The organism is Arthrobacter sp. JB02-1C (assembly GCF_057748045.1).
Genome location: NZ_CM173235.1, coordinates 1213875 through 1235887 on the forward strand (window position 1 = coordinate 1213875; position 22013 = coordinate 1235887).

The 22013-nt window shown below is 65.4% G+C and carries 26 protein-coding genes and 1 pseudogene; 18 read left to right on the top strand and 9 right to left on the bottom strand.

The window, feature by feature from the left end:
• The first annotated feature begins 55 nt into the window (after window positions 1-55).
• The 4 genes and pseudogenes from AC3ANP_RS05690 to AC3ANP_RS05705 form a co-directional block, all read left to right on the top strand.
• On the top strand, window positions 56-490 hold the full coding sequence (locus AC3ANP_RS05690) for a hypothetical protein (protein ID WP_488332366.1): 435 nt from the start codon (window positions 56-58) through the stop codon (window positions 488-490).
• A 127-nt stretch (window positions 491-617) separates the two neighbouring features.
• Window positions 618-893 (top strand): hypothetical protein, encoded by a 276-nt coding sequence (locus tag AC3ANP_RS05695; RefSeq protein ID WP_488332367.1) that lies wholly within the window; start codon window positions 618-620, stop codon window positions 891-893.
• A 230-nt stretch (window positions 894-1123) separates the two neighbouring features.
• Complete coding sequence (locus AC3ANP_RS05700) at window positions 1124-1390, top strand: hypothetical protein (RefSeq protein ID WP_488332368.1); 267 nt, start codon at window positions 1124-1126, stop codon at window positions 1388-1390.
• Window positions 1357-1608 (top strand): annotated as a pseudogene (locus tag AC3ANP_RS05705) (GtrA family protein); the annotation flags it as partial. The gene AC3ANP_RS05700 and the pseudogene AC3ANP_RS05705, both read left to right, overlap by 34 nt.
• Window positions 1609-1692: 84 nt before the next feature.
• On the opposite strand, the gene AC3ANP_RS05710 reads toward AC3ANP_RS05705, so the two are convergent.
• Entirely contained in the window at window positions 1693-1818 is a 126-nt protein-coding gene (locus AC3ANP_RS05710) for a hypothetical protein (RefSeq protein WP_488332369.1), read from the bottom strand.
• Window positions 1819-2750: 932 nt separating this feature from the next.
• Between AC3ANP_RS05710 and AC3ANP_RS05715 the strand changes: the two genes are divergently transcribed.
• The 8 genes from AC3ANP_RS05715 (at window position 2751) to AC3ANP_RS05750 (ending at window position 6672) form a co-directional block, all read left to right on the top strand.
• Window positions 2751-3011: a hypothetical protein gene (locus AC3ANP_RS05715; protein WP_488332370.1), complete on the top strand. Its 261-nt coding sequence runs from the start codon at window positions 2751-2753 to the stop codon at window positions 3009-3011.
• A 123-nt stretch (window positions 3012-3134) separates the two neighbouring features.
• Window positions 3135-3824, top strand: a complete 690-nt coding sequence (locus AC3ANP_RS05720; protein ID WP_488332371.1) for a hypothetical protein — start codon at window positions 3135-3137, stop codon at window positions 3822-3824.
• 52 nt (window positions 3825-3876) lie between these two features.
• A complete protein-coding gene (locus AC3ANP_RS05725; protein WP_488332372.1) occupies window positions 3877-4209 on the top strand; it encodes a hypothetical protein in 333 nt (110 codons plus the stop codon).
• A 316-nt stretch (window positions 4210-4525) separates the two neighbouring features.
• Entirely contained in the window at window positions 4526-4918 is a 393-nt protein-coding gene (locus AC3ANP_RS05730) for a hypothetical protein (RefSeq protein ID WP_069952912.1), read from the top strand.
• 4 nt (window positions 4919-4922) lie between these two features.
• Window positions 4923-5288 (top strand): RES domain-containing protein, encoded by a 366-nt coding sequence (locus tag AC3ANP_RS05735; protein ID WP_488332373.1) that lies wholly within the window; start codon window positions 4923-4925, stop codon window positions 5286-5288.
• Window positions 5285-5629: a hypothetical protein gene (locus AC3ANP_RS05740; RefSeq protein ID WP_488332374.1), complete on the top strand. Its 345-nt coding sequence runs from the start codon at window positions 5285-5287 to the stop codon at window positions 5627-5629. Before AC3ANP_RS05735 ends, AC3ANP_RS05740 begins: the two co-directional genes overlap by 4 nt.
• Window positions 5630-5850: 221 nt before the next feature.
• A complete protein-coding gene (locus AC3ANP_RS05745) occupies window positions 5851-6021 on the top strand; it encodes a hypothetical protein (protein WP_488332980.1) in 171 nt (56 codons plus the stop codon).
• A 33-nt stretch (window positions 6022-6054) separates the two neighbouring features.
• Window positions 6055-6672 (top strand): hypothetical protein, encoded by a 618-nt coding sequence (locus tag AC3ANP_RS05750; RefSeq protein ID WP_488332375.1) that lies wholly within the window; start codon window positions 6055-6057, stop codon window positions 6670-6672.
• A gap of 47 nt (window positions 6673-6719) precedes the next feature.
• On the opposite strand, the gene AC3ANP_RS05755 is transcribed toward AC3ANP_RS05750, so the two are convergent.
• A complete protein-coding gene (locus AC3ANP_RS05755; RefSeq protein ID WP_488332376.1) occupies window positions 6720-7517 on the bottom strand; it encodes a hypothetical protein in 798 nt (265 codons plus the stop codon).
• 290 nt (window positions 7518-7807) lie between these two features.
• On the opposite strand from AC3ANP_RS05755, the gene AC3ANP_RS05760 reads away from it, so the two are divergent.
• The 3 genes from AC3ANP_RS05760 to AC3ANP_RS05770 all read left to right on the top strand — a co-directional run bounded on the left by AC3ANP_RS05760 (window position 7808) and on the right by AC3ANP_RS05770 (window position 10224).
• Complete coding sequence (locus tag AC3ANP_RS05760; RefSeq protein WP_488332377.1) at window positions 7808-8413, top strand: malonic semialdehyde reductase; 606 nt, start codon at window positions 7808-7810, stop codon at window positions 8411-8413.
• A gap of 37 nt (window positions 8414-8450) precedes the next feature.
• Window positions 8451-8966 carry a 2'-5' RNA ligase family protein gene (locus AC3ANP_RS05765; RefSeq protein WP_488332378.1) on the top strand — a complete coding sequence of 172 codons (516 nt, stop codon included), beginning with the start codon at window positions 8451-8453 and terminating at the stop codon, window positions 8964-8966.
• Window positions 8967-9057: 91 nt separating this feature from the next.
• Window positions 9058-10224 carry a GGDEF domain-containing protein gene (locus AC3ANP_RS05770; RefSeq protein WP_488332379.1) on the top strand — a complete coding sequence of 389 codons (1167 nt, stop codon included), beginning with the start codon at window positions 9058-9060 and terminating at the stop codon, window positions 10222-10224.
• 37 nt (window positions 10225-10261) lie between these two features.
• Here the strand turns inward: AC3ANP_RS05770 and pgm are convergent, their stop codons facing one another.
• Entirely contained in the window at window positions 10262-11923 is a 1662-nt protein-coding gene (gene pgm / locus AC3ANP_RS05775) for a phosphoglucomutase (alpha-D-glucose-1,6-bisphosphate-dependent) (protein WP_488332380.1), read from the bottom strand.
• Window positions 11924-12031: 108 nt separating this feature from the next.
• Between pgm and AC3ANP_RS05780 the strand changes: the two genes are divergently transcribed.
• Both AC3ANP_RS05780 and AC3ANP_RS05785 read left to right on the top strand, forming a co-directional pair.
• Entirely contained in the window at window positions 12032-12409 is a 378-nt protein-coding gene (locus AC3ANP_RS05780; protein ID WP_488332381.1) for a DUF4190 domain-containing protein, read from the top strand.
• Between the two features lie 29 nt (window positions 12410-12438).
• A complete protein-coding gene (locus AC3ANP_RS05785; RefSeq protein WP_488332382.1) occupies window positions 12439-13452 on the top strand; it encodes a pirin family protein in 1014 nt (337 codons plus the stop codon).
• A 150-nt stretch (window positions 13453-13602) separates the two neighbouring features.
• Here the strand turns inward: AC3ANP_RS05785 and AC3ANP_RS05790 are convergent, their stop codons facing one another.
• The 6 genes from AC3ANP_RS05790 to AC3ANP_RS05815 are packed head-to-tail and all read right to left on the bottom strand — an operon-like array spanning window position 13603 to window position 20343.
• On the bottom strand, window positions 13603-15102 hold the full coding sequence (locus AC3ANP_RS05790; RefSeq protein ID WP_488332383.1) for a mannitol dehydrogenase family protein: 1500 nt from the start codon (window positions 15100-15102) through the stop codon (window positions 13603-13605).
• Window positions 15103-15143: 41 nt separating this feature from the next.
• Complete coding sequence (locus AC3ANP_RS05795) at window positions 15144-16022, bottom strand: ABC transporter permease (RefSeq protein ID WP_488332384.1); 879 nt, start codon at window positions 16020-16022, stop codon at window positions 15144-15146.
• On the bottom strand, window positions 16022-16945 hold the full coding sequence (locus tag AC3ANP_RS05800; protein WP_488332385.1) for an ABC transporter permease: 924 nt from the start codon (window positions 16943-16945) through the stop codon (window positions 16022-16024). Before AC3ANP_RS05800 ends, AC3ANP_RS05795 begins: the two co-directional genes overlap by 1 nt.
• Window positions 16942-18075 carry an ABC transporter ATP-binding protein gene (locus AC3ANP_RS05805; RefSeq protein WP_488332386.1) on the bottom strand — a complete coding sequence of 378 codons (1134 nt, stop codon included), beginning with the start codon at window positions 18073-18075 and terminating at the stop codon, window positions 16942-16944. Before AC3ANP_RS05805 ends, AC3ANP_RS05800 begins: the two co-directional genes overlap by 4 nt.
• Complete coding sequence (locus AC3ANP_RS05810) at window positions 18072-19298, bottom strand: extracellular solute-binding protein (RefSeq protein ID WP_488332387.1); 1227 nt, start codon at window positions 19296-19298, stop codon at window positions 18072-18074. Before AC3ANP_RS05810 ends, AC3ANP_RS05805 begins: the two co-directional genes overlap by 4 nt.
• Complete coding sequence (locus tag AC3ANP_RS05815) at window positions 19285-20343, bottom strand: LacI family DNA-binding transcriptional regulator (protein ID WP_488332388.1); 1059 nt, start codon at window positions 20341-20343, stop codon at window positions 19285-19287. Before AC3ANP_RS05815 ends, AC3ANP_RS05810 begins: the two co-directional genes overlap by 14 nt.
• Before the next feature lie 239 nt (window positions 20344-20582).
• On the opposite strand from AC3ANP_RS05815, the gene uxaC reads away from it, so the two are divergent.
• The gene (uxaC, locus tag AC3ANP_RS05820; RefSeq protein WP_488332389.1) at window positions 20583-22013 is read left to right on the top strand and encodes a glucuronate isomerase; all 1431 of its coding nucleotides are present in this window, start codon (window positions 20583-20585) and stop codon (window positions 22011-22013) included.

Consider the following 22013-nt stretch of genomic DNA (forward strand, 5'->3'; position numbering starts at 1 on the left):
GAGAGCCTCACGAGGACGCTCAGAAGAACCACGTGACCGCAGCACGGAGGAAGATATGAGCCAACCAGGCACCAGCCACCAGCGCCCATTGTTCGAACGCTGTGAAATCTGGCAGTCGCCTCTAACCGTCACTGACTTGGTGGCATCGGTGTCCAATGGCGTCAGCTCGGGGCAGAGTATTCGCTCGGGGGAAAACTGGGTGGAGATCCGCATGGGCTCGGCCGGGCAGTACCGCATTTGGGGCGAACTATTCCCGTGGGGACGCAAGAGTGTCCCGGTCATGCTTCGAATAGAGGCTGAGGCGACCACGCACGGGTCGAAAGTGCATGCCCATGCCCAAGATTGGTTCGGCACGAGGATATCAGACCGTGCCTTCTTCGGCGCAGAAAAGTCGTTCCGGGCCGCGATCGCCGTGCTTATGAAGACGGCGGAGGAAAGTGCGAGAGTCTCCTCCAAAGGCCCCGGCCCCGATAATCCCGTTCCTGAGTAAACCAAATACCCGGATATGGGGGGATAGGACTCGTGACCTTGACGAGGGGCCAGTCAACTATGGGCACTCAGCGTAATCCTCGACCCCCGCCGTCGGATAGAAGTAGGAAAGGACCAGGGAAGTATCAATGTCGATGCCACCTATGGCCCCCGAGGGGGTGGGGAATCCGCAGTTCCCTGGTGCTCAGAACGACGATGACTCTGACTATGCGCCGGCGATTCGGTATCAGGCCCAGCGCATCATTGGCCGCGTCTTGGATGAGTGCCCCGAGGACGACACTGCAGTCCTGGTCCAGTTACGGTCCTTCGTGGAGGAATTCCCGTCGCAGCCCGAACTGGCCCTCGCCTGGCATCTTCTTGCCTCGCGCCAGGGCTTGCAGACGGGCCTAGGCCGGCCGCGGTGAATGTGGACAATCCGCGGTGCCATGACTGAAGTCTCGGGGACGCTGCCTCGGTGAGGCCATGCTGTGGGTCAAAAGCGTTTTCGATCGAGGCCGTCCCCCCGATGTTGGTCTTCCTGCCGCCGTCGTCGAGTTCGCCGACAATGCACAGGATAGACTTTCGAAGTTGAGCGGCTAGTCATGCCCTGTTTTGGTATTGGGGTCGCAGATGGCCACGGTCCCCGGAAGGATCTGTGCAGAACTTATTTGACCGAGTCGCCTCGCTCGTCAACCTGCTCTGGCGAGAAGTCACCAAATTTGGATTGGTGGGCGGTGTGGGCTGGGCCATCGACAACGGCATCTATACGGTTCTGTGGCACGGCGCGATGGCTGACAGCACCATTAAGGCGCGGGTCGTCTCCACCACGTCGCCACTCTCTTCTCGTGGTTTGCTAACCGATATTGGACGTTCAGACACAGACGTTCGGATCGTCCTTGGAAAGAGTTCACTCTCTTCATAGCGATGAACGCCATAGGACTCGGGATCACGGTGCTGTGCCAAGTGGTCTCGCGGTATGTCTTGGGCTTCCAGTCGTTTACTGCTGACTTCGTTTCGGGCGGAGTGATCGGACTCATCCTGGGTACGATATTCCGCTTCCTGGCATACCGGTTCTTTGTGTTCAACGAGGAGCTTGACGAAGAGTTTCCACAAGATCGGCCGGCTTTAGCTGAGCGCTAGCTCCGTCTTAGTCGCCTTTCCAGCCCGAATTGTGCCCGACGCGACGTTCCCTATCGTGACGGGCACAATTCCTAGCTGAGGACCTTAGCAGCCACCGATGTAGTATGCGTTGGTCGGGCGATCGAGGGATGAGGACCCCGGATCCAGATACGTGATGCCTGGGCCCACACATTTAGTGCGGTTCCAAAACGGATAGTCGACTTGGATCATCACGTTGTTACTACCGCAATGGTTGTAGTAGGGACTGTTGTACGGTCCCGGATCCGTAAAGCAGTACCTTCTTCATTTTCATATCATTCCTATCGTCGATGATCCGAATAGGCATGAAAGAGACAAAACCCCCAAGATTGCTTGGCGCTGCCCCAGACTTGCCGGGGGTAGGCTAACCAACAATTTTTTAAAGGCCAGTCATACGCGTATGTCACCAAATCGCCGCTGATTGCCTGGGCCGAAGTTTGAGTCGGTGACCGCCACCTTCTGCCTGCGAGCTCACCATGAGAACGATCGAAAGTCATAAGTTGCGGGTAAATTCGACATGGTGACCCACCTCGCAGTCGAAGTTTTCCGGCTTACCGCCTAGTCTGGATTGAGGAGAATGGGGGTGCTATGAGGGACTCTGCGAAACTAGCTGTGACTGCTTTGGTGATGCTGAGCATGGCATCGTGCGCCAAGATGCCTACGTCAGCGCCCAGTTCGATGTCCGAGTCCGCCACTGCAGCGACTCCGGCGCCATCACCCGAAGTTGTGCTCAGCGCAGGGGGTAAAAAGGCGGTGGTCTACTCCGGAACGCCCGGAGGTCAGGAATACCGGACGCGCCTAGTCGGTGAGTTGAAGTCCGACGGCGCCGGTTGTCTCACGTTGCTTGCTGCGGATGGGGATGCGAGGACCCTCGTCTTTCCCCCCGGGACCAAATTCAGAGATGAGTCTGTTGTCCTTCCGGACGGATCTTCTGCAACCGAGGGAAGTCAGCTAGCTGTGGACGGAGCTGTGATTCCGGCAGACGAACGCATGAGTATTTGCCTGAACTACGCCAGGCTGTTCTCGGTTACCGCAACAGTTCAAAATCGGTAGAGCAGGGGAAACCTCACATCGGCTACCCACGGGGATAGACTCGACTCGATTCCACACGAAATGGAGTAGAGATGACAGTGACCACAAGTTCCCGCACGTATAACGGCTTTGCCATCGCGGCTGCCATCCTGGCAGTTTTAGCGGCGGTCAGCATGTTCTTAGTCAGCATCCCCGGTCTCGCAATTTTTGCGGTCGGCGCCGGCCACGTTGCGGTGAATCAAATTGCGAGGAAGGGTGAACGAGGCCGACGCTTGGCGGCTATGGCTTTGGCGGTTGGCTATGCAATAGGTCTATGGTCAATTTTCGTCGCTGCGCAGGTTGCTTTTAATTAGCGTTCCCAAGGCCGCGGCGTTTACTTCCCACTCAGGGTTGCGTTACATCACACCTGTCGGTAGCCTAAGTTTTAGTTTTCAATGATGAAAATTTAATCGAAGCATTATCTTTTGGGGGGAAGATTGAAGTTTTTCAAACGTGCTGTGCTTGCATGCGCAGTATCAGGTCTCATGTGCGCCTCGACTCTCGGGGTCGCTGCCAATGCCACCGCCGCTCCGGAGGCGAATAGCTCGATCTCTGACGCCGCAAGACAACTGTCCGAAAAGTACAAGGACACGGGAATTTTCGTTGTCGATGGCGCCGACGAAGCCGCCGGCGATGCCACGTTTTACGCCCTTCCGGACAACGCAAAGGGTGCTCTTATAATTACGCCTGCAGTCGCGAAAGAAAAAGGCCTCAAGGGTGGAAAAGTAGCCAAGGGTGAAGAATCCCGCGTTTTCGAAGCGGTCGCCGGCCCCGCTACGTCGACAGATGTCCAGCCAATGAGTTCTTACACCACGTCGTTCTGGGCTCCAATTGGGGGAGGCTGGAGCAATTCAATCCAGCGGAGGGCCGTCCATAACCACCCGACATCCAAGTACTACTACTGGGACGTCGACCCGATCGCCAGTGGTACGGTGTGCACCCAGGGAACGGGGTGGTACACCGGATATAACGGTGGGTCCTTTGGCCTCTGGAAGAATTGGTACGGCCTCGGCTGCGGAACCAGTGGCGCAGGCGTCTACGTCCCCTGGGATAACGTCATGGCATACCCCGAGTTTATGGCTAAGAGCATGCAGGTCTACTGGGGGGTCCCTGGCGCCTTCGAATAACTAAAAATCGACAGGATGAGAGGCCTCGTGCAGACGTGGCCTCTCATTTTGTTTGCGCCGGGCTGATCTCGTCAGTTCGGGGCATGCCCCGAACGACGCCGTACTGGTTTTGGCCCTGCACATCCGGCTGCGGCTCTTCACCCGGTGGCTGCATAGGATCACCCTCACCCTCCTCCTGGTTGGACTGGTCGCGATGGGGATCGCCCCGTTCTACGCCCCCGACCTTTTGACCGCACCGCCTACCGCGCCAACGTCCAACCCGCTTGGCGAAGGCCTGAGCAGAGACGTAGTCACGCCAGCCATATTCGCCCTGGAAATGGCCGCCCTGTTGATCGTTGTGGGCCTCGTTGAGCTCGCACTGCTCCGCCACCGAAGGCGGGCCTGAGCAACCGAGCCCGCTGATCTGGGCTCTCAGGGCACATGCCGCCGAATAATGCCGGTCGGCATCAGCAGCTTCCGTTCCAGGGCCCCGTACGGCAAGAGCCTCCGGAACAGGTGTTCCGGAGGTCGTCCAGGTCGTGCGTACCGGGTTCTACTCTGCCGGAGGGGCAACAAGGGGAGCAAAAGAGCAGAAGCACATCGTCTCCGCGTTGCCGTCTTGACCGCAGCTTTACGTAATCACGGATATCGGCTTTATTGGGTGGGATGCGGGGTGTGATCGGGGGATTGATCTCAGGCGGGTTTTCGTGGGACGATGAAGCATGACTGCAGTGACAGGGGCCCGCGGCGGCCTGAAGGCGCACCAGAATTCCATCCGGCTGCCCGACGATGTGCTGGTCCGGGATCTGCGGGACCTGCTGGGGGCGAAACTGGTCGCCTACATCGGATCCGTGAAGGAAACCCGGGCCGTCCGGCAGTGGGCCGACGGGGAGCGGAAACCGTCCGCTGACGTGATGCACCGGTTGCGGACCGCCTACCATGTGGCGGCCCTGCTTGCGGAGCGGGATTCCCGGGCCGTGGTGCAGGCCTGGTTCCAGGGCATGAATCCGCAGCTGGATGATGTCCCGCCGGCGCGGCTGCTCCGGGAAGGCCAGCTGGACGATGCCGGCCCGCAGGTGCTGGCCGCCGCGCGCGCGTTCGCGGCCGCAGGCTGACCGGGTGGCTTCTGCAGAACTGACCGCGGCCGCGGCCGCCGGCAGGGTCTGGCGCGTCGGATTCCGCCCGGAACCATGGGCCTGGAGCGGCTGGGAATGGGCCACCGACGGACGGTTCCCGGGCCGGTGGGATGACCTGCACGGCAACTTCCGCACCATCTACGCCGGCTCTTCGTTGCTGGCATGCCTGCTTGAGGTTCTGGCGCATTTCCGCAGGGATGCACGGCTGAGCCTGGAGCTGGACGAGATCCTCGAGGACGACGAGGATAAGGTCCTGCACCCCACGATCGCCCCGGGGCAGGTCCCCAGGGGTGGCTCGAAGTGCGGACGGCGGCGTCCGCCGAGCTGTCCGGGCGGTACTGCGCGGTGACCGCCTCGGGCAGTGTCGCGGCCCTGTACCCGCACTTCATCGGTCTGGCCCTAAGCCTGGGTCTGGCTGACTGTGACGCTGCGGCGCTGAAGGACGCCCGGCCCCGGCGCCTGACCCAGGCCGTCGCCGCGTGGCTCTACGAGATGACAGACGTCGATGGCGTCACTTTTGCCTCCCGTCACGGTGATGATCTCCAGCTCTGGGCCATTTTCGAGCGTCCGGGCGATCCACCTGTCACGCCGAAAGTACACGATGTGAGGGTTGAAGAGTCACTGCACCACGACAGCCTGGAAATCAGCACCGCCTTCGGCATCCTTGGGCTGCAATGGGAGACCGTTTAAGCTCTCTTCTTCATCCCGAGACCAAGGGAAGGGCACCGGAGCTCGCCTGCGGTACCGCCGAAGAGTTCCTCCACGAACAGCTGCTGCCCCCCAATCTCCGCAGCGTCACGGGAAAGTCCGCGAAGTGGTGCATCCAGTGGTACTTTCACCCGGAAGCTGTCTAACGGGCGGCTACGATGTGGCGGTCCTGGGAGCACCTGCGCCTCGCCCCCGCCACCGGCATGAGCGTCCGGTGGCGGGGGACCACGAAGACCACCACTTGCGAGTCCTCCTGGACCCCCCAAGGAACTCTATTCAACTGCGACATGAAGGAACACCGCGAACCGGACTACCTCGAACCCAAGAAAGCACCCGTTGGATGGTTTCGGGACGCCCGCTCTCAGAGCGCCTGAACAACAATCCACCTGAAGAAAGACATCCGAGTAGTGAACCAAAAACCACCCTCGACCGTCGAGGCTCAAACCTCTTCGCAGTCCTACGCTCTCCCCAACCCCCAATCCAAGCCCCCGCTCGACATCAAGAAGCCTTGGATCGACGGCGATCGTCTGGACAAAGCAACACTCGAATATCAAGCGCTGAAATTCCCTCCGACCGAGGATGACCTAAATGCATTTGCGGCAATCGAAGATCCCAAGGGACGGATAGTTGTTCTGGCACGACTCCGGATGTTGGAAAAAGAAGTAAACCTTAAGACACTGCCAGTAGTCGCCGCGCTCGTTACGGTGGCTGCCGCAGTGATCGGGCTCAGCCTGGCAGCTACAAAAGCCGAACAGCCCTACGTCTACGGTGCTTACCTCAACGGGATTATCGCTTTCGTCGCAGTTGCTGGCGTGATCCTTCTTTTCAGTATCAGGAACCATACGCATAAGGAAGCTTGCCTGGCGGCATGGACGGAAGCTTTTGAGGACACGCACTCTCTTCAGACAAAGCTCGAAGAAGAGCAGAGGAGGGCTGACTCCGAAGCCGCACGTGCTGCGGCGCTAGCCGACGGAGCTACGCCCACTGTTGCCCGGCCTGCGTGGGTTCAAAAAATTTTCGGCTGAGGGCCGATTGAGACAAAGGGGGCACCGGCCGGTGCCCCCTTGTTGCGCTATCGGGCAGGTCCGCTCTTGGCGCGTTCGGCGCCCGCGGCTGCCCCTGTGCGGGTCTTCCTTGCCTTCGCCGCTGCCTTGCCCATGGCGACGGCTGCGCGGGGGTGTGTGCCCTCGCTGCGTTCCGCGGCGGCGCGCCCACGGACCTGGGTTTCGTTAGCTCCGGTTCCTGCCAGTGACGCGGCGAAAGCCTCGTGGCTCTCGGCCGAGCCGTAGCCGGTAGCGGACGTGCTTTCCATTTTGAGCCCCTGGTCTTTGAGCCGGTTGCTGTGGTTGCCGGTGACGCGGTTCTCGATCTCGCGGCCGACGCTTTCCATGCGGGCGAAGAGTTCTTTTTCGGCTTGCTCGTACCGCTGCTCCACGGGCGCCCGTTCGGACCCTGTGAAGCCTCCCTCTGCCAGGAGTTTGGCTTCGTGCATGTCCTTGGCTGCCTGGACGAACGCGGGATCCTCGAAGTGTGAATCTGCGGCGCCGTTGACGTTCGAGGTGGTTTCTTTGCGCAGCTGGTCGATGTCGGGACCGTTGATGCCGTCTTTGCCAATGAGGAACAGGCGTTCCTGCACGGTGGCATCCGCGGCCGCCACTGCTGCAGGCGTCTTCGCAGTGTGCGCGGTCTGCAATGCCTGGGCAAGTTCGGGGTTGGCCAGATACTCCACGGGCACCTGGTGGCGTTCCATTTCCGGGGCCAGTGTCGCGGCCTGGGCGCGGAGTTCTTCGGCGCGGGCGGCGGCGAGCAGGCCCATGGCCTTCTCGTGTTCCGCCGCCGCTGTGCGCGTCTCTTCCTGACTGCGCTCCACTGCCCGCCGATACTGTCCCGACCGCGGGCCCCGGAGCCACTGCTGGAACCCTCGGCGGATGCCTCACGCCCGGGCCGCTGCCGACGCCACCCGCTGGCCACACCGCAGGCCACGCCTCCCGCGTCTGTGGCAGATGTCACTGCTCCCGGCGGGAAGCTCCCGTCCGCTGTGGCCGTTGAACTGTGGGACAGGATTATCGCCCGGCCGAGAAAGCAACCGGACCGGCTGCTCGATACGCAGCCCGGCCAGCCGCCGAGTACCAGCCGGGCAAGCTAGCGAGAGGTACGCGAATGACGATCGCCCACGAAGAAGCAGTAATCGACGCCGCAGCGGTGGATGCCATCTTTGCCGAGGCGCGAACCGCGAACGCCTTCACCGGCGAGGTCACGGACGAGCAGGCCCGTGCCATCTATGAGCTGACAAAGTTTGGCCCGACCGCGTTCAACTCGCAGCCGCTGCGCGTCACCTACGTGCGTTCGGCCGAGGCGCGCGCGACGCTGGTCGATGCCATGTCGAAGGGAAACCAGGCTAAAACCGCCTCCGCACCGCTGGTCGCAGTCCTCAGCGTCGACACTGCCTGGCACGAGCAGTGGGACGAGTTCCTGCCCGGGTTCAACCGGCCGAAGGCCATGTACGACGCTGCCCCGGACCTCACCGCGTCGACCGGAAACGACAACGCCCACCTCCAGGCCGGGTACTTCATCCTCGCCGTCCGCTCGCTGGGCCTTTCGGCCGGCCCCATGACGGGTGCGGACTTTGCGAAGATCGATTCCGCGTTTTTCCCCGACGGCAGCCGGAAGAGCTTCCTGGTGGTCAACATCGGTCAGGCCGCGGCGGACGCCTGGGGCGACCCCAAGCCGAAGTTCGCCTACGAGGACGTCGTCACCACCATCTGAGGACGTCCCTTCCCGCCCCCGGTGGCAGAGTGGATCCATGCGGAACCTGATCGTGGTCGCCTTCCTGGAGCCCGTCGCGGAGGGAACGGAGTTCCCCCGCGACGGCTGGCCGCTGCACATCACCTTGGTGAAGTTCGACGTCGTCGACCCCCCGGCGTCCGACAACGGCGACGCCCTGGTGGCCCGGGTGGCGCAACTCATCGAGGTGCCCGTCCATGCGGTCCTGGGGGCCACGGTCACCGTGGGTAGCGAGGCCGGCTTCGGCCGCGGCGGCAGCATCCCGGTAAGCCTGATCCGTCCCGACCCCGCGCTTCAACGCCTCCACGAATCCTTGGTTGGCGCGGTGACGGCACTCCCGGCCCGGGTTGCCACGCCGGCTTACACCTTGGCCGGCTACCGGCCGCACGTCTCGCACCGCGGAGCGAGGGGGCCCCGCGAGGGCGAGCACCTGCTGCTGGACCGGATCGCACTGGTGGACATGGCGCCCGACGGCGGCCATGCCACCCGCCGCGTGCTGCGGCTCTGGCAGGCACCGGCCGAGCCGGCCTCTTGATTCCTTGCCAAGGTGCCATACTTGGGTTCCAATTGAGATTCCGACGCCGACGGAACCGGGGTAACTGGGTGCTTGCTGGGGGAGCCACACGATGACGCTCGACACCTCGACCCTGCGTGTGGCCCTGGCCGTGGTCACCTTGACCCTGCTGTGTCTGTTCTACTTCATCACCTACCGGAGGACCCGCTCGTCCTACAGCGGTTGGTGGTGCTCCGCCCTGCTGCTCTTTCTCATCGGATCCGCGTCCTATCTGCTGGACGGTACCCCGCACCAAGGCTGGGCGAATCCGTTGGGGAACACCTTGCTGGTTGGCGGCGCCGGAGCGATGTGGGCCGGCGCTCGATCGCTCCGGCGGAAGGTCCCCACCCTTTGGTCCCTGCTGGCAGGGCCGGTGGTGACCGGCGTGGTCTCCGTCTTGGACCACCCGGCGACCAACAGCTGGGCCGGCGGCGCGGTCCTGCTGGGCATGATGGGGTTGATGCTCGGGCTCTCCTCGCGTGAACTCTTCAGGCTTGACGTTGATTACTCCCGGGTGCACCGGCCCCTCGCCTACGGGTCGGCGCTGTTGGCTATCTACTACCTCGGCCGGCTTACCGTCTTTCTCCTCGGCGGTCCGGATGGGCCGGTCTTCACCACCTACTTCGGCTCGGTGGTGACCACGCTGCTCACGGCCGTGATCCTGGTGCTCGCGTCCTTCACCATGGCCGAAGTGAGCAACGAACAACTGACCCGGGACCTGCGCGACCGGGCCACGCTCGACGGGCTCACCGGGCTGCTGAACCGCGCCGCGTTTCTTGATCTGGCCGAGAACGAACTGCGCCGGCTGAGTGGCGCACGGACCACTGCCTGCCTAGTCCTGGCGGACCTGGACCACTTCAAGGCCGTCAATGACAAATACGGGCACGCGGCCGGGGACGCCGCGCTGCAGGCATTCGCCGCCGCGTGCGCCGCGTCGGTCCGGTCGACCGACCTGGTGGGGCGCTACGGCGGCGAGGAGTTCGTCCTACTCCTTCCCGGCGTCAGCCCGGAACGAGCCGGCGAGATGGCCGCCACCATCAGCCGCCGGCTGCACGAGTCACAGCCGCACGTGGAGGCGAAGCTTCCCACCGTGAGCTACGGGATCGCGTCGACCGGCCCCGGCCGGGTCGACCTGACTGCCCTGATCGCCTCGGCCGACGCCGCCCTTTACCGTGCCAAGAAACTTGGCAGGGACCGGGCGGTGCTGGCAGCCGGCCTCCGCGAAGACCAGACCGCCTAAGCGTCGAGGATCGGCCCGCCGAGGCGCGGGACTGCGACTAGGAAATAACCCCGTCCACCAGGGCCTTGGCTTCGGCCTGGACCTGCTTCAGGTGGTCCGCGCCCTTGAAGGACTCGGCATAGATTTTGTAGACGTCCTCGGTGCCGGAAGGCCGGGCCGCGAACCAGGCGTTCTCGGTGACTACCTTGAGGCCGCCGATCGCCGCACCGTTGCCGGGCGCCTCGGTCAGCTTGGCGGTGATGGTCTCACCGGCAAGCTCCGTTGCCGTGACATCCGACGGCGACAGCTTGCCCAGGGCGGCCTTCTGCTCCCGCGTGGCTGCGGCGTCGATCCGGGCGTAAACCGGGTCGCCAAACTGGTCGGTGAGCCCCTTGTACAGCTGCGACGGCGACTTGCCGGTCACCGCGGTGATCTCCGAGGCCAGGAGTGCCAGCAGGATGCCGTCCTTGTCCGTGGTCCAGACGCTGCCGTCCATCTTGTTAAAGGAAGCACCGGCAGATTCCTCACCGCCGAAGGCGCCCTCACCGGAGAGCAAGCCCGGAACGAACCACTTGAAGCCGACGGGTACTTCCACGAGCTTCCGGCCGAGGCTCTCGGCCACCCGGTCAATGATCGAGGAGGACACCAGGGTCTTGCCGATCACTGACTGCGGGTTCCAGCCGGACCGGTTCCGGTACAGATAGTCGATCGCCACGGCGAGGTAGTGGTTCGGGTTCATCAGGCCGCCGTCTGGGGTGACGATGCCGTGCCGGTCGGCGTCGGCGTCGTTGCCGGTGGCGATGTCGAAGGCTGCGGACCCGTCCGCGGCGGTGGCCATCCGGTTGATCAGCGAGGCCATGGCCGACGGCGAGGAGCAGTCCATTCGGATCTTTTCGTCCCAGTCCAGGGTCATGAAGGCCCATTGCGGGTCCACCGTCGGGTTCACCACGGTGAGGTCGAGGTGGTGGCGCTCAGCGATCTCGCCCCAGTAGTCGACGGACGCCCCGCCCATCGGGTCGGCTCCGATGCGGACCCCGGCATCCCGGATCGCATTCAGATCCAGTACCGAGGGCAGGTCATCGACGTAGCTGGACAGGAAGTCGAACTTTCCGGTGGTGCCGGCGGACATCGCGTCCGCGATCGGCATCCGTTTGACGCCGCGCAGCCCGTTCTCGAGGAGTTCGTTGGCACGATTGGCGATCCAGCCCGTGGCATCGGTGTCTGCCGGGCCGCCGTGCGGGGGGTTGTACTTGAAGCCGCCGTCACCGGGCGGATTATGGCTCGGGGTCACCACGATCCCGTCCGCCTGCGCTGCGCCGGCGGGGGAGTTGTTGTTGTGGGTGAGGATGGCATGGCTGAGGGCCGGCGTGGGCGTGTAGCCGTGCCGGGCGTCGATCAGTACGTTGACGCCATTGGCGGCCAGGACCTCGAGGGCGGAATTCTGTGCCGGTTCGCTCAGCGCGTGCGTGTCCTTGGCGAGGTACAGCGGACCCGTGATGCCCTGCCCGGCGCGGTACTCCACGATCGCCTGCGTGATGGCAAGGATGTGCGGTTCGTTGAAGGATGCCTTCAGGCTGGAACCCCGGTGGCCGGAGGTCCCGAACACCACCCGCTGGCCCGGATCACCCAGGTCCGGTGAAACATCGTAGTACGCGTCCAGGAGCGCAGTAAGGTCGACAAGGTCTTGGGGTTGGGCAACTTTGCCCGCGCGGCTAGCCATGGCACCAGCATGCCAGACGGGCGGGGCCGGCAACATGCTTTGGCCCGAATCCGGCGGCTGTGACGTGGCACGGCGGTAGGCTGGGCGCAGCGACGTCGAAGGGGATCCATGTCCGAGCAGACCAGGTACGGGTACAACGAACACCGTGCCTCCGGCGTCGTCCCGCCAATGCCGCGGACGCCGCCGCAAACGGCGCGGCCGCCGCTTCGCCGGGCACGCGGCAGCCACGGCGCGGCCGCCGCTCCCGGGGCGCTCAGCATCGCGAGCCTGTGCTGCGGCATCGCGTCCCTCATCGGCTTCGGATTCTTCCTGCTCCCGCAACTGGCCGCCGTCGTCCTCGGCCACCTGGCGTTGAACCGGGCGTCCGCCGGCAGGGGTGCGGCCATGGCGGGCCTGGTCCTGGGCTACACCGCGCTGGCGATCACCGTGCTGGTGGTCCTCACCCTCGGCGTCGCCTTCTCGAAGGCGGATTTCATCTCCCGCTAGCCCTGGCGGCCCGGATCTACACTGGCTCCATGAGCAACCTCGAAACTGCCCCCGAAGAAGTCGTCTGCGCCGGCGAGAAAGTCTTCGGAGCCGCGGAGGTCCTGGAGCCGCGGAAAGTGCCCCTCGGCGGAATCCGGGCCATGGATGTTCGGCGGACGCTGCCGCAGAAGCGGCGCAGCCTCATCGGAGCCTGGTGCTTCCTGGATCACTACGGACCCGACCTGGTATCCGATTCCGGCGGTATGAATGTGCCCCGCCACCCCCACACCGGCCTGGCAACTGTCAGTTGGCTGTTCTCCGGCAGGATCGACCACCTTGACTCGGCCGGGCACGCCGCCGTCGTGCGCCCGGGCGAGGTTAATTTGATGATCGCGGGCCGGGGCATCTCGCATCAGGAGTTCTCGACGCCGGACACCAGGATCCTGCACGGAGCCCAGCTCTGGTTCGCCCTCCCGGATGCCACCAGGCACATGCCCCCGGCCTTCGAGCATTACACTCCGGAGCCGGTCCGCGGGGAAGGCACGGAACTGCGTGTCTTCCTTGGCTCACTGGCGGGCTCCACGTCCCCGGTGAACACCTATACGCCCGCCCTGCTGGGGGCCGAGGCGATTCTGCGCCCGGGTGCCCGGCTGGAGCTGGCACTCGACCCCGCCTTCGAGCACGGCATCCTGCTGGACACCGGCGACCTGATGCTCGACGGCGACCGGGTGCCGGTGGACCATCTGGTGTACCTGCCCACGGGACGGTCAGCCCTGGTGCTGGAAGCCGGCGAGAACCCTGTCCGGGTGCTGGTTATCGGCGGCGAGCCGCTCGGCGAGCAGATCGTCATGTGGTGGAACTTCATCGGGCGGACGCACGCGGAGGTGGCTGCCTACCGGGACGCCTGGCAGGCGGAGATCGGTGCCGAGGCGGGTTCGCCACCCGAAGGCGGAGCTTATCCGGACGGGACCCCGTACCCCCGGTTTGGCCATTATCCGGACAACACGCCGGACCCGCTGCCCGCGCCCGTCCTGCCGAACGTGCAACTGCGTCCGCGCGGCTGAGAACCCAGGAGAACCGTGGCCAACGGATCCACCATCACCGTGCGCCCGAACGATGCCCGGCACCGGGCTGACCGGCTGCCGGCCGCGTAGCCGTCGGCCTTACGGGACCTCCGGCCCTACGGGACCTCCGGCCCTACGGGACCTCCGCCCCTACGGGACCTCCGAGAGCAGCCGCCGGACCGCGTCGTCAACAGCGGCCCGGAAACCCGGGTGGTCTGCGGTCTCCGCGGGAAAAATTTCCCGGACGGCCAGCAGCCGCCCGGCGAGCCCGCCCTCGGGGCCGGCCGCGGCTTCCCGCAGGGCGTCGGCCAGCGGATCGTCCAAAACCAGCGGACGGCCGCCGACGTCGCGGCCGCGGTAAACGAACACCATCCAGGCTGCAACCAGCAGGGCGGCGGAAGAAGGGACTTCCCCTGCGGCCAGCCGGTCAGCAACCGTCCCGAGGATCCTGACCGGCAGCTTCTGGGACCCGTCCATGGCGACCTGGACCGTGGTGTGGCCGAGGTTCGGGTTGGCGAACCGGTCCAGGATCGACTCGCCGTAGTCCGCCAGGTCCAGGCCCGGTGGGGCCGCCAGGGTGGGGATCACGTCCTCGCGCTGCAGCCGGCGGGCCTCCTCGGCCAGGCCGTCCGAGGTCACCGCCTCGGCGATGGTCCGGTATCCGCGGAGCGCTCCAAGGTACGCCAGCAGCGAGTGGGTCGCGTTGAGCATCCGCAGTTTGGCGACTTCGTAGGGGCCGACGTCGGCGGTCAGGACAGCGCCCGCGCGCTCCCAGGCCGGCCGGGGACCGGGGAAGTTGTCTTCAATGACCCACTGGCCGAACGGCTCGGCCACCACAAGCCCTTCATCCCGGAGGCCCAGGATCCGTTCCGCCTCCCGGCGGTTCGCGTCTGTCGCCGCCGGGACGATCCGGTCCACCATGGTCGAGGGGAAGGTGACAGCGGTGTGGAGCCAGTCCAGCATCCGGTCCACCCCGGCCGCTTCCGCCAGGCCAAGGACAAGCCCGCGGGTGACGCCGCCGTTCGAGGCCAGGTTGTCGCAGCACACCACCGCGAACGGCGCCCCGGAGTCCGCCCAGCGCCGGGCCAGTCCGCGCACCAGCAACCCCAGCGGAGTGTGGGCCGGTCCGGCGAAGGACCTGCCGGCCAGCTCGGCCTTGAGCGCGTCGACGTCGGCAGCGACCCCGGCGTGGCTGAGGTCCAGGGCGCCCTCAACGGTTCGCGGGTATCCCTTTTCGGTGATGGTCAGGGAGGCAAGATGCACTGAGCCGGCGGCCAGCGTCCGGAGCACTTCCTCGGAATCGGTGCCGGGGAACGCGGCGCCGCGGAGCGAGCCGACGACCCGCAGCGACGTGGCGTCCCGGGCCTTGGTCAGCACCGAATAGAGGCCGTCCTGTGGTCCGAGCTGTTCCGCCACCCGCGCGGACCTGCCCGTGACGCCGAGGATCCCCCAACGGGTATCGCCCGCGGCCGCGGCCGCATCCTCGGTGTAGACCGCCTGGTGGGCGCGGTGGAACGCACCGACGCCGAAGTGGACCATCCCGGTGCTCAGGGCGCCAGGGTCGACGGCGGGGCCGGTGACACCCTGGCGCCCCGCCGCCGCGGCCACGGTGGCCCGGGACAGGCGGTCGGTGATGGTGGTGGCGGACATGGTGGCCTTTCAGTTGGTCGTACGGTGGGCGGCGCCCGGCGTCAGTCGGTTTCTTCGCGGACCTGGGACACGAGCTGGGTCGGGTTGACGTACCGGAGGGCCACCACGAGCAGCACCATCATCATGAGCATGTAGACCACGGCCATGGCGTCCACGGACTGCTGGGCGCGGATGCCGGCGCCGGTCATGGCCGTGAACAAGGCCACCACCAGGGTGTTCGAGGTTGAATCCGAGGTCAGGAAGGTCAGCTCGAACATGCCGACGGTGCGGACCAGGACCAGGACCGCGGCGGCCAGGATTCCGGGGATCAGCAGCGGCGCCAGGATCTTGGTGAAGAGCCGCAGCATGTTGGCCCCGCACATCCGCGCGGCTGATTCGATCGATGGATTGATTTGTTCGATGAACGGGGTCATGGTCAGGATGACGAACGGAATCGAGGGGACCAGGTTGGCCAGGATGACGCCGGTCAGGCCTGGCGCCAGGTGGTAATAGGTCAGCAGGGTCGCGAGCGGGATGCCGTAGGTGATCGGCGGCATCATGATGGGCAGCAGGAAGACGAGCATCAGGATGCTCTTGCCCGGGAAGTTGCGCCGGGCCAGCACGTAGGAGGCCGGCGCCCCGATCAGGACGGAGATGCCGACGACGGCGACGGCGACCGTCAGGGTGGTGCCGACGACCTGGCCGAGGTCGTATTCCTTCCACGCGGTGGCGTACCAGTTGGGGGTGTAGCCGGAAGGCAGCCAGGTGTCGAACCATTCCTTGGCGAAGGAGTTGACCACCACGGAGGAGACGACGCCGAGGAGCAGCAGCAGGAACACCGCCATGCTGCCCCAGATCAGGAAGGTGCCCGGAGACGCGGCGAGGGCGCGTTTGCTGCGCTGCGGTGCCGCGCCGGACTTTGGTTTCAGTGCCAGACTCATCAGCCCTTACCTCCGGTGGATCCTTTATACATGCGGGAGCGCCAGATCAGCACCAGGACGATGACGATCAGTTCCACGACGCCCATGACGATTGCGGCGGCGGAGGCGAGCGGGTAGTCGAACTGCTGGCCCCAGGCGTTGTAGGCCACGTAGGCGATGACCCGGGTGGAGCCGGACGGGTCGCCCACGAGGATGGCGGACGGGAAGACGCTGAAGGCCAGGACGAAGGTCAGGCAGAACGTGATGGCCAGTCCCGGCGCGAGCAGCGGAAGGGTGATCCGGCGGAAGCGCTGCTTCCAGTCCGCGCCCAGGGTACGGGCGGCCGATTCAAGCGACGGGTCGATGCCGGAGAGGTAGGACAGGATCAGCAGGAACGCGAACGGAAAACCCGAGATGATCAGCGACCACAGCACACCCCAGTAGTTCTGGACCAGCTGCAGCGGCTCGAAGCCGAGGACCCCCAGGAACCGGTTCAGCCAGCCGCGCTGGCCGAAAAAGTTCAGCAGGCCCTCGGCCGTGAGGACGGTGCCGAGCGTGATCGGGATGACCAGGACGGTGGTCAGAGCCCGTTTGCCGCGGAACTTCCCGCGCATCTTGTAGGCGAGCGGAACCGAGACCAGCACATTCAGCAGCGCCGCCGGCAGGGCCAGCTGCAGCGTCACCCAGATGGAGTCCAGGCCCCGGACCGACGGGTCCGTGAAGAACTTCACGTAGGCGCCGAACGGGCCGCCGGTCTTGGGCTGGAAGGACAGGCCCAGACCGTAGACGAACGGGTAGACGAACAGCACCAGGGCGAACAGAAACGCGGGGAGCAGCAGGAGCAGGAGTTTGTCGATGCCGCGCTCGGCCAGCCGGTGTGACAGGGCCGGCCGGCTCCCGGGCCGCTGTTCCGCCCGGGGCGGCCGCTGCCCGGTCACTGTCACGACGCCACCCCCTCTAGCTGGGGTGCCGGGTCCGGGGCCGACGCCAGCTCGGCCGGGAAGACCAGCACCCGGTCCTGCGACGCCGTGAGCGTGACCCGCTGGCCGGGTTCGACGTGCCGGGCCGTGCGCACGTGCAGCGGCTTCCCGGCGTCGGACCGGGCTTCGACAGCGAATTCGCGGCCCTGGTACTCGACGACTTCGACCGTCGCATCAATGCTGGCCAGGCCGGCCGGGGCGGTTCCCGCCGGTGCGATGTCGAAGTCCTCCGGGCGCAGGCCGACCTTCACGGCGTCGCCGGCGCGCAGCTGCTCCTTCGTGGAACCGGTAAGGGTGGTGCCGAGCACGGACACCGTCACGGCCCCGCCCTGCACCCGTTCCACCACCCCCTCCAGCAGGTTGCGGTACCCCATGAAGTCCGCAACGTGCCAGTTGACGGGATGTTCGTGCAGCTCCTGGGGCGTGCCGACCTGCTGCACCTCGCCGAGACGAAGCACCACGAGCCGGTCCGCCAGGGACAGGGCCTCCTCCTGGTCGTGCGTGACGTACAGGGTGGTGAGCCCCAGGGACTGGTGCAGCCGGCGGATCTCGGTGCGCATTTCCAGCCGCAGTTTGGCGTCCAGGTTGGACAGCGGCTCATCCATCAGGACCAGCGGCGGCCGCAGCACGACGGCGCGGGCGATCGCCACGCGCTGCTGCTGGCCGCCGGACATCTGGCCCGGGAGTTTGGACGCGTGCGGGCCGAGCTGGACGAGCTCGATCGCCTCGGCCACCCGCTTCTTGATTTCCGCCTTTGGCACGTTCCGCATTTCCAGGCCGAAGGCGATGTTCTTTGCCACGCTGAGATGCGGGAAAAGCGCATAGTTCTGGAAGACCATGCCAAAGCCCCGCTTCTCGGGCGGGAGGCGGTCGATCTGCTTCCCGTCCATCAGGATGCGTCCGCCGGTCAGCGGCAGCAGCCCGGCAAGGCAGTTCAGGGCCGTCGACTTCCCGCAGCCCGAGGGGCCGAGCAGCGCAATGAACTCACCGCTGCGGATCGAGAGGTTGAGGTCCCGCAGCGCGTTCTGGCCGCCGAACGAGCGAGCCACATTTTCGAGCTCGAGGGTCTCAAAACTCGTGGCGTGGATGCTCATTTCTTCTGCTCGACCTTTCCGGTTGCCACCTGCGTATCCCAGGTGTCGAATGCCTTCACCAGGGCGGCCGCGTCAATCGGGGTTGCCTTGGGGTTGTCCTTGATCAGGGCGTCGTATTCGGGCCGGCCGAACTTCGCGATCACGTCCTTGCTGGCCTGCGGGGCCAGGTCAACGCTGACGTCCTTGACGGCCGGGCCGGGGTAGAAGTAGCCGGTGTCAAACGTCTTGGCCTGCTGCTCCGGGGTCAGCGCGTACTGCAGCACCTGCAGGATGGCCGCCATCTTGTCCGACGAGACACCCTTGGGGACCGCCGCGTACTGCGCGTCCGTGACCCAGGTAAAGCCCTTCAGCGCCGTGGTCTTGAAGTTTTCCGGTACCTGGCCCAGGGCGCGGGGGTTGATATCCCAGCCCGTGGTGGTCATGGCCATGTCCCAGGTGCCGTTCTTCAGGTTGTTCATGGTCACGCCGGTACCGGTCGGGTAGGACGTGATGGTCTGGTTCAGCTGCTTGAGGTAATCCCAGGTCTTGCTCCAGCCTTTGACCGGGTCCTTGGGGTCCGAGTCGCCCAGGATGTACGGCAGGCCCATCAGGAAGGTACGGCCCGGGCCGGAGTTGGCCGGCCGGGCGTAGCCGAAGCGGCCCGGGTGGTCCTTGGCCCAGGCCAGCAGCTCCTCGGCAGTCTTCGGCGGGTTCGGGACCTTGTCCGGGTTGTATTCGAGCAGCGGCCCCGACGGGTAGTAGGTCACGGCAACGGCCTGGTCCTCGGCCAGCTTCTGCATTGCCGCGGCCGGTTCCTGGTAGTTGGCCATATTGCCGAGCCGGTCCTTGTAGTCCTTGGCCACCGGGGCGAACAGGCCCTCGCTGATGCCTGCGGCAAGGCCGTCGGTGCCGGTCAGGACGAGGTCGATCTTCAGGTTCCCGGCCTGCTGCTGGGCCTTGACCTTGCCCGCCATGTCGGGGGCGCCGGCGGTTTCCCAGGTGACGGACGAAATGATGTCCGGGTGGTCCTTCGTAAACTGGTCGAAGATGGCGCCGGTCAGCTGCTTGTTGCCTGCGACGTCGAGGATGTTCAGCGTGACTGCCTTGGAGGGCTTGTCCGGAACGCTGCCCGCGGAGAGTGTCGCGGAGGATGCGTTGTCGCTGCCGGGAGCGCCACACGCGGTGACCAGCAGTCCGGCGGCGCCGAGGGTTGCAGCCCACTGGACTCTTCTAGATGCTCGCATGGAATTTCCTTTCATTGCGGCCGGCAACGTCGCCGGACGGAGACTCGCGGATAAGGGAAGGAACTACGGAGGTGGACTGTCGGACAACAATTTCGATCGGAAGGGGTTCGGCCGGCCGCGGCACGCCGCGGGGGTCCAGGCTTTCGATCAGCCGGTCGACGGCGGAACTGCCGACCCGGCGCAAAGGGGCCCGCACCGTGGTCAGTGCGGGGGAGACGAGGGTCGCGGCGTTGATGTCATCGATGCCGACCACGCTCAGCTCGTCCGGGACGTTGATGCCGCGGGCGTGGAGCCGCGCAACGATGCCCAGAGCCATCAGGTCGTTATAGGCCACCACCGCGGTGAGGCCCGCGGCGACGGCAAGATCGGCGACGGGCTGGCCGCCGCCGAAAACCGGCGCGAATGACCCCAGCGAGGTGACCTCCAGCCCGGGCAGCCCCGGCAGCGCCTGCTCGACACCGAGCCGCCGCTGCTGGTCAGACCAGGACCCCACGGGGCCGCCGGCATAGCCGACCTTGCGGTGGCCCAGGGCGTGCAGGTGCTCAAGGGCCTGCCGGATAATTTCCTGGTCATTGATCGTGATGTCCCGGAGGCCCTCCAGCCGGCGGTTGACCAGCAGGACGGGGATCCCGCCGATCAGCGCGGACAGGTCCGCGTCTGACATCCGGGAGGAGCACAGGATGAGACCGTCCACCTGCGGCTTAAGCTTGTTCACCAGTTCCCGCTCCACGTGGCTGTCCTCGTCGGAGTCGGCGACGAAGACCGAGTACCCGGCGGCCAGGGCCCTGGCCTGCACGCCCTTGGTCACCGAGGCAAAATACGGGTTTTCCAGGTCCGGGACAACGAGTCCCAGCGTTCCCTTCCGGCCGGTGGACAGTCCGCGGGCGGAGTTGTTCGGGGCATACCCCAGCTCACGGGCCTTCTCGACGACCTGCTGGCGGGTGCGCGGGGCAACCAGATCCGAGGCGGACAGTGCGCGCGACACGGTCGACGGCGAGACGCCCAGGGCTTTCGCCACGTCCCGGACCGTGATGGATCCTTTCATGTCAGCTATCCCTAACGTCGTCGTCAGTTCGCAGTTTGTGCGGTCCGTCACATCCTGCAACCGATTTCATTGATCTGTCAACAGGTAACCAAAAGATTTCCTTTCTGCTCCGTGGCTGCCCCGGATAATCCCGGGAAGATATTGGATTTCCCGTTGCTTTATTCCGCACCCGGAGGCATATTGGACATAGTTCAACGGCTGAATTATGTTGCATTTTGTTTCAAAGGAGAGGCAAATTCATGACTAACTCCACGGCGTGGGCACTCGACCCGGACCGGGCCCTTCCCGCAGATCCGGCAACCCGGAGTATCGCCAGGGAGCTCTACGGCGCCGTCGCAGATCTGCCGATCGTGTCCATGCACGGCCACGTCGAGGCCGAGGTCTTCGTGGACAACGAGTTCTTCGGGAACCCGGCGGAACTCCTGGTGGTCCCGGACCACTACCTAGTCCGGATGCTGGTCTCCCAGGGCTACACGCCGGCTGAACTGGGCGTGGCGGGCCGGCACGGCACCGCCCCGGTGGAGCAGGACGCCCGCCGGATCTGGCGCCGGTTCTGCGAGAACTGGAAGCTGTTCCGCGGCACCCCCACCCGGTACTGGCTGGAACACGAACTCGCGGTGGTCTTTGAGACCCCGGTGCAGCCCTCCGCCGACAACGCTGACGAGCTTTTCGACCGGCTTGCCGGGTTGCTGCAGACCGAGGCTTTCCGTCCGCGGTCAATTCTGGAGCGCTTCAACGTTGAAATCCTCGCCACGACGGATTCGGCCCTGTCCGACCTGTCCGCGCACCGTAAGCTCAGCGACACGCTCGGTCCCGGCCGGATCGTTCCGACCTTCCGCCCGGATTCGCTGCTGCACGTGGACCACGGCCGGTGGCAGGACGAAATCCGGGTGCTCTCCGAAATCTCCGGGGTGGAGGCAGCTGACTACGGCAGCTACCTGGCCGCGCTGCGGCAACGGCGGGACGCCTTCGTTGCCGCGGGCGCCCGCGCGACGGACCACGGGCACCTGCTGGCGGACACGACCCCGCTGCCGGCGTCGGAAGCGCAGCGCATTTTTGCCGCCGCCCTGCGTGGCGAGGTCACCGCTGCGGAAGCCCAGGCCTTCGCGGGAAACATGCTGTACGAGATGGCCCGGATGTCCGTCGAGGACGGCCTGGTGATGCAGCTTCACCCCGGGGTGCTCCGCAACCATTGCCAGGGCATTTACGACTCCTACGGGCCGGACAAGGGTTTCGACATTCCGGTCAGCGTGGAGTTCACCCGGTCACTGCGGCCGCTGCTGGACAGTTTCGGCATGAACAAGGACTTCCGCTTTATCGCCTTTACGACCGATGAGACGGTCTATTCCCGCGAACTCGCACCGCTCGCCGGCTGCTATCCCGCCATGAAGCTCGGCGCGCCCTGGTGGTTCCTGGACAGCCCCGAGCAGATGCGCAGGTTCCGTGAGTCCGCCGTCGAAACGGCCGGGTTCTACAACACCAGCGGCTTCGTCGACGACACCCGCGCGCTGGCCTCCATCCCGGCCCGGCACGACCTGTCCCGGCGGATCGACGCCGGCTACCTGGCCCGGCTCGTCGCTGAGGGCCGGCTCGGCCTCGCGGAAGCCACGGAAACCGCCGTCGACCTGGCCTACAACCTGCCCTTGCAGTCGTACGCTGCCCGGAGCTAG

What these genes read in the sequence shown, in the direction of transcription:
- AC3ANP_RS05785 (WP_488332382.1), top strand. Translation starts at nt 12,439, where the DNA reads ATGAGCAACCTCGAAACTGCCCCCGAAGAAGTCGTCTGCGCCGGCGAG.
- AC3ANP_RS05790 (WP_488332383.1), bottom strand. Translation starts at nt 15,102, where the DNA reads ATGTCCGCCACCACCATCACCGACCGCCTGTCCCGGGCCACCGTGGCC.
- AC3ANP_RS05765 (WP_488332378.1), top strand. Translation starts at nt 8,451, where the DNA reads ATGCGGAACCTGATCGTGGTCGCCTTCCTGGAGCCCGTCGCGGAGGGA.
- AC3ANP_RS05730 (WP_069952912.1), top strand. Translation starts at nt 4,526, where the DNA reads ATGACTGCAGTGACAGGGGCCCGCGGCGGCCTGAAGGCGCACCAGAAT.
- AC3ANP_RS05770 (WP_488332379.1), top strand. Translation starts at nt 9,058, where the DNA reads ATGACGCTCGACACCTCGACCCTGCGTGTGGCCCTGGCCGTGGTCACC.
- AC3ANP_RS05815 (WP_488332388.1), bottom strand. Translation starts at nt 20,343, where the DNA reads ATGAAAGGATCCATCACGGTCCGGGACGTGGCGAAAGCCCTGGGCGTC.
- AC3ANP_RS05795 (WP_488332384.1), bottom strand. Translation starts at nt 16,022, where the DNA reads ATGAGTCTGGCACTGAAACCAAAGTCCGGCGCGGCACCGCAGCGCAGC.
- AC3ANP_RS05710 (WP_488332369.1), bottom strand. Translation starts at nt 1,818, where the DNA reads ATGATCCAAGTCGACTATCCGTTTTGGAACCGCACTAAATGTGTGGGC.
- AC3ANP_RS05690 (WP_488332366.1), top strand. Translation starts at nt 56, where the DNA reads ATGAGCCAACCAGGCACCAGCCACCAGCGCCCATTGTTCGAACGCTGT.
- AC3ANP_RS05760 (WP_488332377.1), top strand. Translation starts at nt 7,808, where the DNA reads ATGACGATCGCCCACGAAGAAGCAGTAATCGACGCCGCAGCGGTGGAT.
- AC3ANP_RS05745 (WP_488332980.1), top strand. Translation starts at nt 5,851, where the DNA reads ATGAGCGTCCGGTGGCGGGGGACCACGAAGACCACCACTTGCGAGTCC.
- AC3ANP_RS05695 (WP_488332367.1), top strand. Translation starts at nt 618, where the DNA reads ATGTCGATGCCACCTATGGCCCCCGAGGGGGTGGGGAATCCGCAGTTC.
- AC3ANP_RS05810 (WP_488332387.1), bottom strand. Translation starts at nt 19,298, where the DNA reads ATGCGAGCATCTAGAAGAGTCCAGTGGGCTGCAACCCTCGGCGCCGCC.
- AC3ANP_RS05715 (WP_488332370.1), top strand. Translation starts at nt 2,751, where the DNA reads ATGACAGTGACCACAAGTTCCCGCACGTATAACGGCTTTGCCATCGCG.
- pgm (WP_488332380.1), bottom strand. Translation starts at nt 11,923, where the DNA reads ATGGCTAGCCGCGCGGGCAAAGTTGCCCAACCCCAAGACCTTGTCGAC.
- AC3ANP_RS05780 (WP_488332381.1), top strand. Translation starts at nt 12,032, where the DNA reads ATGTCCGAGCAGACCAGGTACGGGTACAACGAACACCGTGCCTCCGGC.
- AC3ANP_RS05805 (WP_488332386.1), bottom strand. Translation starts at nt 18,075, where the DNA reads ATGAGCATCCACGCCACGAGTTTTGAGACCCTCGAGCTCGAAAATGTG.
- uxaC (WP_488332389.1), top strand. Translation starts at nt 20,583, where the DNA reads ATGACTAACTCCACGGCGTGGGCACTCGACCCGGACCGGGCCCTTCCC.